Here is a 13,187-nt window from a genome sequence, read left to right on the forward strand (position 1 = left end):
CTACAGGGGAACGCGTTTAAAATGTAGGAGTGAGCCTGCTCGCGATGAGGCCCACACAGTCGTCGACTATCTGACTGCCCCACGCAATTCGCCAACCAACGCCTGCAACTTCGCCGGCTCAGCCGCGCCAACATCCACCGCAGATCCCGCCACCAACGTCACCCGCGACCACAACCGGTGAAACAAGCCCTTGTCCGGATCGCGACTGAAGAAACTCCCCCACAACCCCTGCAACGCCAGCGGAATCACCGGCACCGGGGTCTCTTCGAGAATCCGCGTCAGCCCGCCCTTGAACTCGTTCATCTCGCCATCAGCGGTCAACTTGCCTTCCGGGAAGATGCACACCAGCTCACCGTCCTTCAGGTATTGAGCAATCCGCGTGAAGGCCTTTTCGTAGATCTGGATGTCTTCCTGGCGTCCCGCGATAGGAATCGTCCCCGCCGTGCGGAAGATAAAGTTCAGCACCGGCAGGTTGTAGATCTTGTAGTACATGACAAAACGAATCGGCCTACGCACCGCGCCGCCGATCAGCAAAGCATCGACGAACGACACGTGGTTGCACACCAGCAATGCCGCACCTTCGTCCGGTATCGCTTCAAGGTTGCGGTGCTCGACGCGGTACATGGAATGGCTGAGCAGCCAGATCATGAAACGCATGCTGAACTCGGGAACGATCTTGAAGATGTAGGCGTTAACGCCAATGTTCAGCAGCGAAACCACGAGGAACAGTTGCGGGATCGACAGTTTGACCACACTCAGCAACACGATCGAAACAATCGCCGAGACCACCATAAACAGCGCGTTGAGAATGTTGTTGGCCGCGATCACTCGTGCCCGCTCTTTTTCGGCGGTGCGCGACTGGATCAGCGCGTACAGCGGCACAATATAGAAACCACCGAAAATGCCGAGGCCAAGGATGTCGATCAGCACGGCCCAGGTGTGTACGAAGCCCAGCACTTCAATCCAGCTATGCCCGGTGACACTCTCGGGAATTCCACCGGAATGCCACCACAACAGCAAGCCAAACACGGTCAGACCAAACGAGCCAAACGGCACCAGACCGATCTCGACCTTACGCCCGGAAAGCTTCTCGCACAGCATCGAACCGAGCGCGATACCGACCGAGAACACCGTCAGGATCAGGGTGACCACGGTCTCATCGCCGTGCATCCATTCCTTGGCGTAGGCCGGAATCTGCGTCAGGTAGATCGCCCCGACGAACCAGAACCACGAGTTGCCGACAATCGAACGCGACACCGCCGGAGTCTGGCCCAGACCGAGTTTCAGCGTCGCCCAGGACTGGCTGAAGATGTTCCAGTCCAGGCGCATTTCCGGCGACGCGGCGGCGGCACGAGGAATGCTGCGGCTGGCCAGATAACCCAGCACCGCAATGCCGACAATCGCGGTCGAGACCAGCGGCGCGTAATGACTCGAGGACATGATCACCCCGGCGCCGATGGTGCCGGCGAGAATCGCCAGAAACGTGCCCATCTCCACCAGACCGTTGCCGCCGACCAGTTCATCCTCGCGCAATGCCTGCGGCAGGATCGAATACTTCACCGGCCCGAACAACGCCGAGTGCGTACCCATGGCAAACAGCGCCACCAGCATCAGTGATAGATGATCGAACAGAAAACCGACGGCTCCTACAGCCATGATCGCGATTTCCCCGAGCTTGATCAGCCGGATCAGCGCGTCCTTGGCGAATTTTTCCCCGAACTGCCCGGCCAGCGCCGAGAACAGGAAGAACGGCAGGATAAATAACAGTGCGCACAGGTTGACCCAGATAGACCGGTCACCTTCGATGGTCAGCCGATAAAGAATGGCCAGGATCAGCGATTGCTTGAACACGTTGTCGTTGAACGCGCCGAGCGACTGGGTAATGAAGAACGGCAAAAAGCGCCGGGTGCGCAGCAGGTTGAACTGTGAGGGGTGACTCATCTTCCGTGTTTTCCTGATTTTTTGAATAGGTAGAGAGGCCTGGGTACTTGCTATTGGAATCTCGAACCGCGATCCAGGCCACACCTTACCTAAACTTTTCAGGTTATTTCTTCAAACCTGCAATGCACGGCGAGACAAACAGTTCGCCGCGCCACGCGCCTTGCAGGGTTCGTTTGCCGACGATCAGCCACATCACTGCGAGCAAGGTCACCAGCGCCGTGCCGAAAACACTGAAAAACGTCAGGTTGAGAACGCTCGCCAGCTTCAGGGTCGCCAGAGAATACACGCCTAACGGGAACGTGAAGCCCCACCAGCCGAGGTTGAACGGAATGCCGTCACGCAGGTAGCGCACGGTGATCAGCAACGCCATCAGCATCCACCACAGACCGAACCCCCACAGGGTAATGCCGGCCACCAGGCCCAGACCCGAGGCGATTTCGCCAATGCCCGGCAAACCGTTCGCAGCAAATATCGCCGGTGCATCACCGCCCAGCAGCAACATGCCCAGCGCACCGGTACCGATCGGGCCGAGCGCCAGCCAGCTCGACGCGGCCATGTTTTCATGCGGCAGCTTGTGCAAGGCCATACGCAGCAACAGGATCGTCAGAATGCTGAACGCCACAGGTAGGGAAAACGCCCAAAGCACGTAGCTTGTCGTCAGCACCACCAGTTGCGAATGGACGTCCGTCAGGTGCGGTGCGAGCAAGCCACCGCTGGCCGCCGCCACTTCCGCCGCCACCACCGGCAACAGCCAGACGGCGGTCATCTGATCGATGCTGTGTTCCTGACGGGTAAACATCATGTAGGGAATCAGCACGCCGCAGGCCAACGACATCGCCACATCAATCCACCACAACACTTCGGCGAGATGAATGACACCGTCCCCCCAGCGCGGCAGACCGAACAGCAAAAAGCCGTTGATGATGGTCGCCAGTCCCATGGGGATGGTGCCGAAGAACATCGACACAGTGGAATGCCCGAAAATTCGCCGAGCTTCGTCGAAGAACAGAATCCAGCGTGCCGCATAGGCCACGGTAAACACTGCAAACAACAGGATGTTGAACAGCCACAGCCCTTCAGCCACGGCGTGCATGCCGGGAATGGCCAACGGCAGTTGCGCCAGTGCCAGGGCCAGCACGCCGGTACCCATGGTCGCGGCGAACCAGTTCGGCGTGAATTGGCGGATCACTTCACGCGGATGCTGAAGTTGGCTGAACGGCTTGATGCCGGGTTTGGCGCTGTTGGGGCAAGTCATCATGAACTCCTGTCCTCGGGTGAGGTTGAGTCCATGGTAGAACCGAATCGAATATCTATATAACGGGTAATATCTCTAACTGTTATCTGTTTTGTAGATATACGTTCACACGCTGCCTTCGCTTTCGATCACCAGAATCCGCGCCGCACCTTGTGGGTGGGCGACATGCTCGGTGCCGACCGAGGCATAGAAGATGTCGCCAACGTCGAGCTGCACCTGTTTTTCATCGCCGTTTTCGCGGTAATGCATTTGCACCTGACCATCGAGCACGACAAACACTTCCTCGCCATCGTTGACGTGCCATTTGTACGGCTGATCGGTCCAGTGCAGGCGCGTGGTGATGCCGTTCATGTTGGCGATGTCCAGCGCGCCCCAGGCGCGGTCGGCGGTGAAGCTCTTGCTGCGAATAATCTTCATGAGTCGATCCGTGAGAAGAATGGCGAAGCAAGGCTAACCCAAACTCATGAAGCGCTGCACACCTTGACGGCTTTGGCGCGCAGGCTGAGCAACAACGCAGCTACCGCCAAAACGATCAGCACGGCGCCGTAACCATCGGTGGTCGCCAGTAAACCGTAGGTGCGAGCCAGGTAACCGGCGAGCAACGCCGGCAGGCAGAACGCCAGATAACTGAGCACGTAATACGCCGACATCAGACCCGCCCGCTCATGCGCCAAGGCCAGTGGCACCAGGCTGCGCACGGCGCCGAGGAAACCTGCACCGAAGCCGCAACCGGCGACCAGCGTGCCGAGGAAAAACAGCGGCAGGCTGGCGCTGTGCACGCCGAGCAGAATCAGTACCAGGCCGATCGGCAACAAACTCGCACCCAGCCGCAATGCTTGGCGGGCAGTGCGATTGCGCAGGGTGAAGATCATCAGCGCACCGGTCACGGTCAACGCCGCCACGGTCGCGCCGCCGATCAAGTTGGACGTCGAACCGGTGGCCGTGCGCACCAATGACGGTGCCAGCGAAGCGTAAAAACCGCCGAGCGCCCAGGTCGCCGTGTTCAGCGGCAGCACTTGCCACAAGGTTGAGCGCGCTTGAGTCGGCACATGCAGCGTTGGCTTTAACGACGCCCAGGCCCCGGATTGCGGCGAGACACTCTCCGGCAAGCGCCAAACGTAAATCCCCTGCAACACAAACAATCCAAGCAACAACCAATAGGTCAATTGCAGCGGCGCCGGAGCGAATTCGGCGAGCAATCCGCAACCCATGCCACCCAGCGCCATTCCCAGCAAAGGGGCGACGCTGTTGATCAACGGCCCTTGCTGCCGATCAGTGTCGAGCAGCGTCGCACTCAACACCGCCGTGGCCATGCCGGTAGCGAAACCCTGCAGGACACGAGCGCTGATCAGCCAGGCGACACTGTCGGCATAGATGAACAGCAACATCGCCAGTGCATTGAGCACAACGGCGCTGAAGATCACTGGTTTGCGCCCGACGTGGTCGGACAGCGAGCCCACGGTTAATAGCGCCGCCAGCAGACTCAAGGCATAAACGCCGAAGATCAGCGTCAGCACCGCTGCCGAGAAGTGCAGTTGATCCTGATACAGGTGATACAACGGCGTCGGCGCGGTGGACGCGGCGAGAAAGCTGAGTAAGGTGATCGCCAGAAACCACAGGCTGGATCGGTTGGACGCAAGGCTGGTCATGGGCACACTCCGCAAAAGCTAATTTTTTGCTTTTGCGGAGTGTGCTACCGCCTTGCGCTTAAAGCAAATTCTTTGTGTTAAGGTCTGGCGCATGGCAATTAAAGAAGGTTTACGCCCGGGCGGTCGCAGTGCCAGGGTGCAAGAGTCGATTCATTCGGCCGTCCGCGCGCTTCTGCAAGAGCAGGAGCGCTCAACCGTGACCGTGCCGCAAATTGCCGCGCGCGCGGGGGTTACGCCATCGACGATTTATCGGCGCTGGGGTGATCTCGCGGCATTGCTGGCCGACGTCGCCCTCGCGCGCATGCGCCCCGACAGCGAGCCGGCGCAAACCGGCAGCCTGCGCAGCGATATCCGCGCGTGGGCGGAACAGTATCTCGACGAAATGAGCTCCGAGCCCGGGCGCAACATGATGCGCGACGTGCAGGCGAGCGCTACGCCGGGGTACTGCGTGACGATCATTGCTGCGCAGTTGCAGACGATCATTGCGCGGCATCCGGATGAAACCGCGCCGAGTGTCGATCGGCTGATCAACCTGGTGGTGGCGCCGGTGGTGTTCCGGATTCTGTTTGCGGCGTCGGCACTTGAAGTGGAAGAACTGCACTATCTGATCGATATCGCACTGAATCAGCACTGACGCCGATCCCATGTAGGAGCTGCGGCACGCTGCGATCTTTTGATCTTGATTTCAAAGACCAAAAGATCAAAAGATCAAAAGATCAAAAGATCGCAGCGTGCCGCAGCTCCTACGGTTCAACGCAGAACCAACCGGTTTCACAGCTGCGACACCCCGCCACGCCACGACCTTGGTCGACACTGACTAACCGCCCCGCGCATGCGAGACTGTCCGTCCGGGCAGGAGTGCCGGGAAGTCTTCTGTCGGGAGTGTTGCATGTCGTTGTCCAGCGGGCTGATCGCCGCCGTCGCCCTGGCCTATATGGCCATCATGTTCGCCATCGCCTTCTACGGCGACCGTCGCAGCACGCCGTTGCCGCCGCGCATGCGTGCCTGGGTGTACAGCCTGTCGCTGGCGGTTTATTGCACCAGCTGGACGTTCTTCGGTGCGGTCGGCCAAGCGGCTGAACAACTGTGGTCATTCCTGCCGATTTACCTCGGGCCGATCCTGCTGTTGGTGGGTGCGCCGTGGGTCCTGCAAAAAATGGTGATGATCAGCAAACAGGAGAACATCACCTCCATCGCTGACTTCATCGCCGCACGCTACGGCAAATCGCAATCGCTGGCCGTGGTCGTCGCGCTGATCTGTCTGGTCGGCGTCCTCCCCTACATCGCCTTGCAACTCAAAGGCATCGTCCTCGGGGTGAACCTGTTGATCGGCGCCGGTGCCGACGCCATGGGCACGCGCGCCCAAGACACCGCGCTGATCGTGTCGCTGGTGCTGGCGCTGTTCACCATTGTCTTCGGTACGCGCAACCTCGACGCCACCGAGCACCACCGTGGCATGGTGCTGGCGATTGCCTTTGAGTCGCTGGTCAAACTGTTCGCGTTTCTCGCCGTCGGCGCCTTCGTCACCTATGGCCTGTATGACGGTTTCGACGATCTGTTCAATCAAGCGATGCTCGCGCCGCGCCTTGAGGAATACTGGAAAGAAACCATCAATTGGCCGTCGATGGTGGTGCAGACCGGCGTGGCGATGATGGCGATCATCTGCCTGCCCCGGCAATTCCACGTCACCGTGGTGGAGAACATCGATCCGCAGGACCTGCGTCTGGCCAAATGGGTGTTTCCGGCGTATCTGGCGTTGGCCGCGCTGTTTGTCGTGCCGATCGCTTTGGCCGGTCAGATGTTGCTGCCCAGCGATGTGTTGCCTGACTCGTTCGTGATCAGCCTGCCGCTCGCGCAAGCGCATCCGGCGCTGGCGATGCTGGCGTTTATCGGCGGTGCATCGGCGGCCACCGGCATGGTGATCGTCGCCAGCGTCGCGTTGTCGACCATGGTCTCCAACGACATGCTGTTGCCGTGGCTGCTGCGGCGCAACAATGCCGAGCGCCCGTTCGAAGTGTTCCGCCAGTGGATGCTCTCGGTGCGCCGCGTGAGCATCGTGGTGATTCTGCTGCTGGCGTATGTCAGCTACCGCTTGCTCGGCTCGACGGCCAGCCTGGCGACCATCGGCCAGATCGCCTTTGCGGCGGTCACCCAATTGGCACCGGCAATGCTCGGCGCGCTGTACTGGAAACAGGCCAACCGCCGTGGCGTGTTTGCCGGTCTCGCTGCCGGTACGTTCCTGTGGTTTTACACGCTGATTCTGCCGATCGCCGCGCACAGCCTTGGCTGGTCGCTGAGCAGTTTCCCTGGCCTCGCATGGCTGCACAGCAATCCGCTGAACCTGCCGATCACCCCGCTGACCCAAGGTGTGGTGCTGTCGCTGGCGGGTAACTTCACGCTGTTTGCGTGGGTCTCGGTGTTGTCGCGTACGCGGGTGTCCGAGCACTGGCAGGCCGGGCGCTTCATCGGTCAGGAGATCAGCGCGCGGCCTAGTGCTCGCTCGATGCTCGCGGTACAGATCGACGATCTGCTGCAACTGGCGGCTCGTTTTGTCGGTGAAGAACGCGCGCGCCAGAGCTTCATTCGTTTCGCTTATCGCCAAGGCAAAGGCTTCAACCCGAACCAGAACGCTGACGGCGAATGGATCGCCCACACCGAACGCTTGCTGGCCGGCGTGCTTGGCGCGTCGTCGACCCGCGCGGTGGTGAAAGCCGCCATCGAAGGTCGGGAAATGCAGTTGGAGGACGTCGTGCGCATCGCCGACGAAGCCTCGGAAGTGCTGCAATTCAATCGCGCCTTGCTGCAAGGCGCGATCGAGAACATCACCCAAGGCATCAGCGTGGTCGACCAGTCGCTGAAACTGGTGGCGTGGAACCGGCGTTATCTCGAGCTGTTCAATTATCCCGACGGTTTGATCAGTGTTGGCCGGCCGATTGCCGACATCATTCGCTACAACGCCGAACGCGGTTTGTGCGGCCCAGGCGAAGCGGAAGTTCACGTCGCTCGCCGCCTGCACTGGATGCGCCAGGGCCGTGCGCACACCTCGGAACGGCTGTTCCCCAACGGCCGGGTGATCGAGTTGATCGGCAACCCGATGCCCGGCGGCGGTTTCGTCATGAGTTTCACTGACATCACCGCGTTCCGCGAGGCCGAACAGGCACTGACTGAAGCCAACGAAGGCCTCGAGCAACGCGTCAGCGAACGCACGCAGGAGCTGTCGCAACTTAACGTCGCGCTGACCGAAGCCAAGGGCACTGCCGAGGCCGCGAACCAATCTAAAACCCGCTTCCTCGCGGCAGTCAGTCATGACTTGATGCAACCGCTGAACGCTGCCCGGCTGTTCTCCGCTGCCCTCTCCCATCAGGACGATGGCTTGAGCAGCGAAGCGCAGAAACTGGTGCAACACCTCGACAGTTCGCTGCGTTCGGCAGAAGACCTGATAAGCGATCTGCTGGACATCTCGCGCCTGGAAAACGGCAAGATCAACCCGGATCGCAAGCCGTTTGCGCTCAATGAGCTGTTCGACATTCTCGGCGCCGAATTCAAAGCGCTGGCGCAGGAGCAAGGCTTGAACTTTCGCGTGCGTAGCAGCCATATGCGCATCGACAGCGACAGCAAATTGCTCCGGCGGATTTTGCAGAACTTCCTGACCAACGCATTCCGCTACGCCAAAGGCCCGGTGCTGCTCGGCGTACGGCGACGCGGGGGAGAATTGTCGCTGGAAGTGTGGGATCGCGGGCCGGGTATTCCGGAAGACAAGCTGCAAGTGATTTTCGAAGAATTCAAACGTCTCGACAGTCATCAGACCCGTGCCGAGAAAGGTCTCGGGCTGGGCCTGGCGATTGCCGATGGTCTGTGTCGCGTGCTCGGCCACACGCTGCGTGTGCGTTCATGGCCGGGGCGCGGCAGTGTGTTCAGCGTCAGCGTGCCATTGGCGTCAACGCAAGCCGTGCCGGCGAGTGCCACAGTCGAGTTGAATGGCAAGTTGCACAGCGGCGCGCGGGTGCTGTGCATCGACAATGAAGACAGCATTTTGATTGGCATGAACAGTTTGTTGAGTCGTTGGGGTTGCCAGGTATGGACGGCGCGCAATCGCGAAGAATGCGCGGCATTGCTCAGCGATGGCGTGCGCCCGCAGTTGGCGCTGGTCGACTATCACCTGGATCACGGCGACACCGGCACCGAGCTGATGGCGTGGTTGCGCACGAGTCTCGGCGAGCCGGTACCGGGTGTGGTGATCAGTGCGGATGGGCGACCGGAGACTGTCGCGCAGGTGCATGCGGCGGGGCTGGATTATCTGGCGAAACCGGTGAAACCGGCGGCGTTGCGGGCATTGTTGAGTCGGTATGTGCCGCTTTAGAAGCAAAAGATCGCAGCCTGCGGCAGCTCCTACCTGGATCCCATGTAGGAGCTGCCGCAGGCTGCGATCTTTTGATCTTTATTCAGGCAACTCCACCAACCCGTCGACATCAGTCATCGCCCGCTCCAGCAGATCCGCCGGCAAGCTCTTGCTCGCCCGCGCGCCGAGCAGTTTCAGCTGTTCGCTGCGGCTGACCAGGTTGCCGCGCCCTTCAGTGAGTTTGTTGCGCGCGGAACTGTAGGCCTTGTCCAACTGTTGCAGGCGATTGCCGACCTCGTCCAGGTCCTGAATGAACAGCACGAACTTGTCGTACAGCCAACCGGCGCGTTCGGCAATTTCCCGGGCGTTCTGGCTTTGGCGCTCCTGCTTCCACAGGCTGTCGATGACGCGCAAGGTCGCCAGCAAGGTGGTCGGACTGACGATCACGATGTTGCGATCGAAGGCTTCCTGGAACAGTGTCGGTTCGGCCTGCAAGGCGGCAGAAAATGCCGCTTCGATCGGCACGAACAGCAAGACGAAATCGAGGCTGTGCAGCCCTTCCAGACGTTTGTAATCCTTGCCGGCCAAGCCTTTGACGTGGTTGCGCAGCGACAGCACATGCTGCTTGATCGCGATCTGCCCGAGCGCGTCGTCGTCGGCGGCCACGTATTGCTGATACGCGGTGAGGCTGACCTTGGAATCGACCACTACCTGCTTGTCGCCCGGCAGATAGATAACCACGTCAGGCTGGAAGCGTTCGCCGTCCGGCCCCTTCAGATTGACCTGGGTCTGGTACTCGCGGCCCTTCTCCAGACCGGCGTGCTCAAGCACTCGTTCGAGAATCAGCTCGCCCCAGTTGCCCTGGGTCTTCTGGCCTTTCAGCGCGCGCGTCAGGTTGGTTGCTTCATCGCTCAGGCGCAGGTTCAGCGCCTGCAAACGCTCCAGCTCCTTGGCCAGTGAGAAGCGCTCGCGAGCTTCGGCCTGATAGCTTTCTTCCACGCGTTTTTCGAAGGACTGAATGCGTTCTTTCAATGGATCGAGCAACTGGCCGAGACGTTGCTGGCTGGTTTCGGCAAAACGTTGCTCACGTTCATCGAAGATCTTTCCGGCCAGTTCAGCGAACTGCGCACGCAGCTCATCACGCGAGCCCTGTAGATCATCGAGGCGTTGCTGATGACTTTCCTGTTGCTCGCGCAGTTCGGCATTCAACGAGGCAGCCTGTGCGTCGAGGCGGCGCAGTTCGGCCTCCTTGTTGGCACGTTCGAGGTTCCAGGCGTGGGAGGCGTCGCGGGCATCGTCACGCTCGATTTGCAGCAGTTCGACTTCCCGGCGCAAGGCCGCGAGGTCAGCCTGCTTGGCGGCGTTGGCCTGGCCAAGATCGGCAATCTCGTCGCGGCTGGCTTCAAGCTGAGCGTTGAGGCCGTCCTGCGCCAGTTGCGCCATGGCCAGGCGCTCTTCGAGCAAGGCGACCTCGGCCTGACCGTTACTCGTCCGGCGTTGCAGCTGCCAGGCCAGTGCCAGCAACGGCAACCCTGCCGCTGCGAGACCGAGCAATACGCTGGTCAAGTCCATCGCCATAGCCATTCCCGCCGATCCGATAAAGCCTGAAGGTTAACCAAGGTGTCAGAACTTGCACAGCTCAGTCTTCGATGAGCCCCAGTTCCTGCTGTGCGCGAAGGTCGCCAGCACGGGCAGCCTGACGCAGCAGGTCGTGGCCGATGCGGCGATCCCGGGCATTCCCGCACTCACGGCACATCAACTGACCGAGACGGCTCTGCGCGACGACCACGCCTTCGCGCGCTGGTTGCTTCAACAAACGCCCGGCGAGATGCTTGGCATTGAGGCTGTCGACCAGGCGCGGACTGTCGAGCAGCCATTCGGCTACACGCACGGAAAATCGCTTGGGGGAGGTAACACGAGGGAGTTCTGGGGTAACAGAGTCTGATACTGAGCGAAACTTCATAAAACACTGTGGGACAGATCGGAAGGCGCGCCACTCTACTCTCTTTTTCTTACAGGTAAAGTCGAAAAACAACCCGGCACGCCCGTCCTAGAGCAAGCGCTCGGGACAATCCACAGAAGCTGTGGATAACTCAGTGGACAACCTTGCTGCAACCCTCGCAAAGCCTTGTGGAATGGGGCTCGCAGTCAAACTGACGATTTTTTCACCAACAAAAAAAAGCCTTTTTTTTCATTGACTTAAACTTTTGATACAGGCAGCCATCGGGGTCAGGATTGATATGACAGCGCCGTGACAGTGCGCGCAACTAATGTGCACAAGTACCTGTTACCCGGTTATAACGCTGCGCTTTTTCGGGTCGTTGCGGCACTCGGACTGGGGATAAAGCGCTCTGGCGAGGCCTTTGATGAATTTTTCTTCACCGACCAACGGTCGAAATGTGAGCCAACAAGGGGCATTGCCGCGCAGGCAAAAGCAGATTGCATCGGCGTGTGCAATGTTTTTTCACTTCGGGTTTGCATTGCTCAAGTCGATCCGTTAGTATCCGCGGCGTTAGTACCAAGCTGAAAGTCAATTCCGGTCGAACACATCCCCACGGTCAGCCTTCTTCCAAGAAGCCCCTACCGAACAAGCGGGAGCGACCCCTCGATGGTTTCCAGGTAAATCTTGCGACGACACTGCCTTTGAATGATGCAAAGGGTGTTGCGAAGACCACTTACTCTGACCGAACCAACCTGCAAATTGATCAGGATCTTCACCCCGGGCCCAGAACCTTTGCCCTTGATGTGTTGCCTGCCCTCCTAAGTACCTACCTGCCAGCCCAAGCGCGCCAACTTATCAGCGCTTCAAACTGGCTGCTTTGTTCCAGTCGGGTTCTTCGTTCGATCAATGGTGATCGTCGTCACTGGAACGTTTTAACGTTGCACGGTTCTTATCCGTGTCATTTGTAGGAACACCTAATAACTATGTCTACTCAAATCCATACTCAGGATGCCATTCGCACCCTAACCAATGCTTTTGCTCCAATGAACTGCCTGATCATGGCCGCTCGCAAAGGCTGCTTCAGCTTCACCCTGGTCAACGAGCACGGTATCGCCCGCCACAGCGAGCGTCTGTACCCGGATCAATACTCCAGCGCCGAACCGCTGCAGGCTGTGATCGACCGTACCCGTCAGGCACTGGTTGCCTGAAAGCCGAAAAGGCTGCAAAAGCAAAAGCCTCGCACAAAATGCGGGGCTTTTTATTGCCCGATGTTTCACTTTTAGCCCTGGCCGCCTAAGCACCTTCCGATATAACGGTTATAACTCGAAGCCGGAAATATTTTAAAAACAGGCCTTTACGTTGTGAATATGACACTACACTTCAACTCAAGCGGCGTGATCCGCTTGCGGCGAGTCTGAACCGATCCACCGCTGCCAAGGCCCCTTCAGGACTCGCCATCAATAACAAGAACCGAGGGTGTTATGGGTATCGCTGCCAGCGAACTGTGCCGCTACGTGATCCGTCCCACACTGATTTATCTGGGACGTCACTGTGCAACCGCCGAATCCCTGTTGCTGGGCATCGCCGCCAGCCAGTCCGCCCTCGGTTCCGCTCTGCATGACCGCCGTGGCCACGGCCTCTACCGCATTGCCGAGCATCGCCATCAAGCCCTTTGGGATGATTACCTGGCGCTTGATCCGGAACGCGCCAGCCTGGTTCGCGGCCTGGCCAGCCAGCATGCTTTTCTGAGTGGCCCACACCTGGAATTGACCGTAAATCTGCGTTACGCCACTGCCATTGCCTGGCTGCTGGTAGAAGAGCAAAACCCCACCCTCCCCGCCCCGACCGATTTGCTCGGCATGGCGCGAATCTGGCGCCAGACTTTTCAGCCTCAGGGTCGCCTGCGTGACTTCACTTACGCCTGGCAAACCTGTGTTTCACCGTTGAATCAGGTCGCTTGCTGACTCACCCGTTTCAGAAGATCTTCCAACAGGTCGCGAATCTGGTCGGATTGTCCTACAAAACCGCTCTAACTCAAGCCATACGGACTATAGCGCTGGG

Annotated in this window: 10 protein-coding genes; 4 read left to right on the forward strand and 6 right to left on the reverse strand. The window is 59.4% G+C overall.

Annotated features, from left to right (window positions below; translation table 11 throughout):
• Window positions 1-66: 66 nt before the first annotated feature.
• The 4 genes from QOL84_RS10670 to QOL84_RS10685 all read right to left on the reverse strand — a co-directional run bounded on the left by QOL84_RS10670 (window position 67) and on the right by QOL84_RS10685 (window position 4,845).
• Entirely contained in the window at window positions 67-1,941 is a 1,875-nt protein-coding gene (locus QOL84_RS10670; protein ID WP_283437184.1) for an MFS transporter, read from the reverse strand.
• A gap of 103 nt (window positions 1,942-2,044) precedes the next feature.
• Entirely contained in the window at window positions 2,045-3,196 is a 1,152-nt protein-coding gene (locus QOL84_RS10675; RefSeq protein WP_283437185.1) for a TDT family transporter, read from the reverse strand.
• Between the two features lie 105 nt (window positions 3,197-3,301).
• Window positions 3,302-3,613, reverse strand: coding sequence for a cupin domain-containing protein (locus QOL84_RS10680; protein ID WP_283437186.1), 312 nt, complete (start codon window positions 3,611-3,613; stop codon window positions 3,302-3,304).
• Between the two features lie 44 nt (window positions 3,614-3,657).
• Window positions 3,658-4,845 (reverse strand): MFS transporter, encoded by a 1,188-nt coding sequence (locus QOL84_RS10685; RefSeq protein ID WP_283437187.1) that lies wholly within the window; start codon window positions 4,843-4,845, stop codon window positions 3,658-3,660.
• Between the two features lie 91 nt (window positions 4,846-4,936).
• Here QOL84_RS10685 and QOL84_RS10690 point away from each other — a divergent pair, with 91 nt between their 5' ends.
• Together QOL84_RS10690 and QOL84_RS10695 are read left to right on the forward strand one after the other, a co-directional pair.
• Window positions 4,937-5,479, forward strand: a complete 543-nt coding sequence (locus QOL84_RS10690) for a TetR/AcrR family transcriptional regulator (RefSeq protein ID WP_283437188.1) — start codon at window positions 4,937-4,939, stop codon at window positions 5,477-5,479.
• Window positions 5,480-5,734: 255 nt separating this feature from the next.
• Window positions 5,735-9,205: a hybrid sensor histidine kinase/response regulator gene (locus QOL84_RS10695; protein ID WP_283437189.1), complete on the forward strand. Its 3,471-nt coding sequence runs from the start codon at window positions 5,735-5,737 to the stop codon at window positions 9,203-9,205.
• A gap of 78 nt (window positions 9,206-9,283) precedes the next feature.
• On the opposite strand, the gene QOL84_RS10700 is transcribed toward QOL84_RS10695, so the two are convergent.
• The gene (locus QOL84_RS10700; protein WP_164979466.1) at window positions 9,284-10,648 is read right to left on the reverse strand and encodes a DNA recombination protein RmuC; all 1,365 of its coding nucleotides are present in this window, start codon (window positions 10,646-10,648) and stop codon (window positions 9,284-9,286) included.
• 175 nt (window positions 10,649-10,823) lie between these two features.
• Window positions 10,824-11,147, reverse strand: coding sequence for an SEL1-like repeat protein (locus tag QOL84_RS10705; RefSeq protein ID WP_283437190.1), 324 nt, complete (start codon window positions 11,145-11,147; stop codon window positions 10,824-10,826).
• A gap of 962 nt (window positions 11,148-12,109) precedes the next feature.
• On the opposite strand from QOL84_RS10705, the gene QOL84_RS10710 reads away from it, so the two are divergent.
• Both QOL84_RS10710 and QOL84_RS10715 read left to right on the forward strand, forming a co-directional pair.
• A complete protein-coding gene (locus QOL84_RS10710) occupies window positions 12,110-12,334 on the forward strand; it encodes a hypothetical protein (RefSeq protein WP_003214941.1) in 225 nt (74 codons plus the stop codon).
• A 273-nt stretch (window positions 12,335-12,607) separates the two neighbouring features.
• Complete coding sequence (locus tag QOL84_RS10715; RefSeq protein WP_024012180.1) at window positions 12,608-13,090, forward strand: hypothetical protein; 483 nt, start codon at window positions 12,608-12,610, stop codon at window positions 13,088-13,090.
• Window positions 13,091-13,187 lie beyond the last annotated feature (97 nt).

It is taken from the genome of Pseudomonas helmanticensis, assembly GCF_900182985.1.
Taxonomy (GTDB): Bacteria; Pseudomonadota; Gammaproteobacteria; order Pseudomonadales; family Pseudomonadaceae; genus Aquipseudomonas; species Aquipseudomonas helmanticensis.

Coding starts and splice junctions, on each gene's coding strand:
- QOL84_RS10670 (WP_283437184.1), bottom strand. CDS start 1,941: ATGAGTCACCCCTCACAGTTCAACCTGCTGCGCACCCGGCGCTTTTTG.
- QOL84_RS10705 (WP_283437190.1), bottom strand. CDS start 11,147: ATGAAGTTTCGCTCAGTATCAGACTCTGTTACCCCAGAACTCCCTCGT.
- QOL84_RS10675 (WP_283437185.1), bottom strand. CDS start 3,196: ATGACTTGCCCCAACAGCGCCAAACCCGGCATCAAGCCGTTCAGCCAA.
- QOL84_RS10695 (WP_283437189.1), top strand. CDS start 5,735: ATGTCGTTGTCCAGCGGGCTGATCGCCGCCGTCGCCCTGGCCTATATG.
- QOL84_RS10680 (WP_283437186.1), bottom strand. CDS start 3,613: ATGAAGATTATTCGCAGCAAGAGCTTCACCGCCGACCGCGCCTGGGGC.
- QOL84_RS10685 (WP_283437187.1), bottom strand. CDS start 4,845: ATGACCAGCCTTGCGTCCAACCGATCCAGCCTGTGGTTTCTGGCGATC.
- QOL84_RS10710 (WP_003214941.1), top strand. CDS start 12,110: ATGTCTACTCAAATCCATACTCAGGATGCCATTCGCACCCTAACCAAT.
- QOL84_RS10690 (WP_283437188.1), top strand. CDS start 4,937: ATGGCAATTAAAGAAGGTTTACGCCCGGGCGGTCGCAGTGCCAGGGTG.
- QOL84_RS10715 (WP_024012180.1), top strand. CDS start 12,608: ATGGGTATCGCTGCCAGCGAACTGTGCCGCTACGTGATCCGTCCCACA.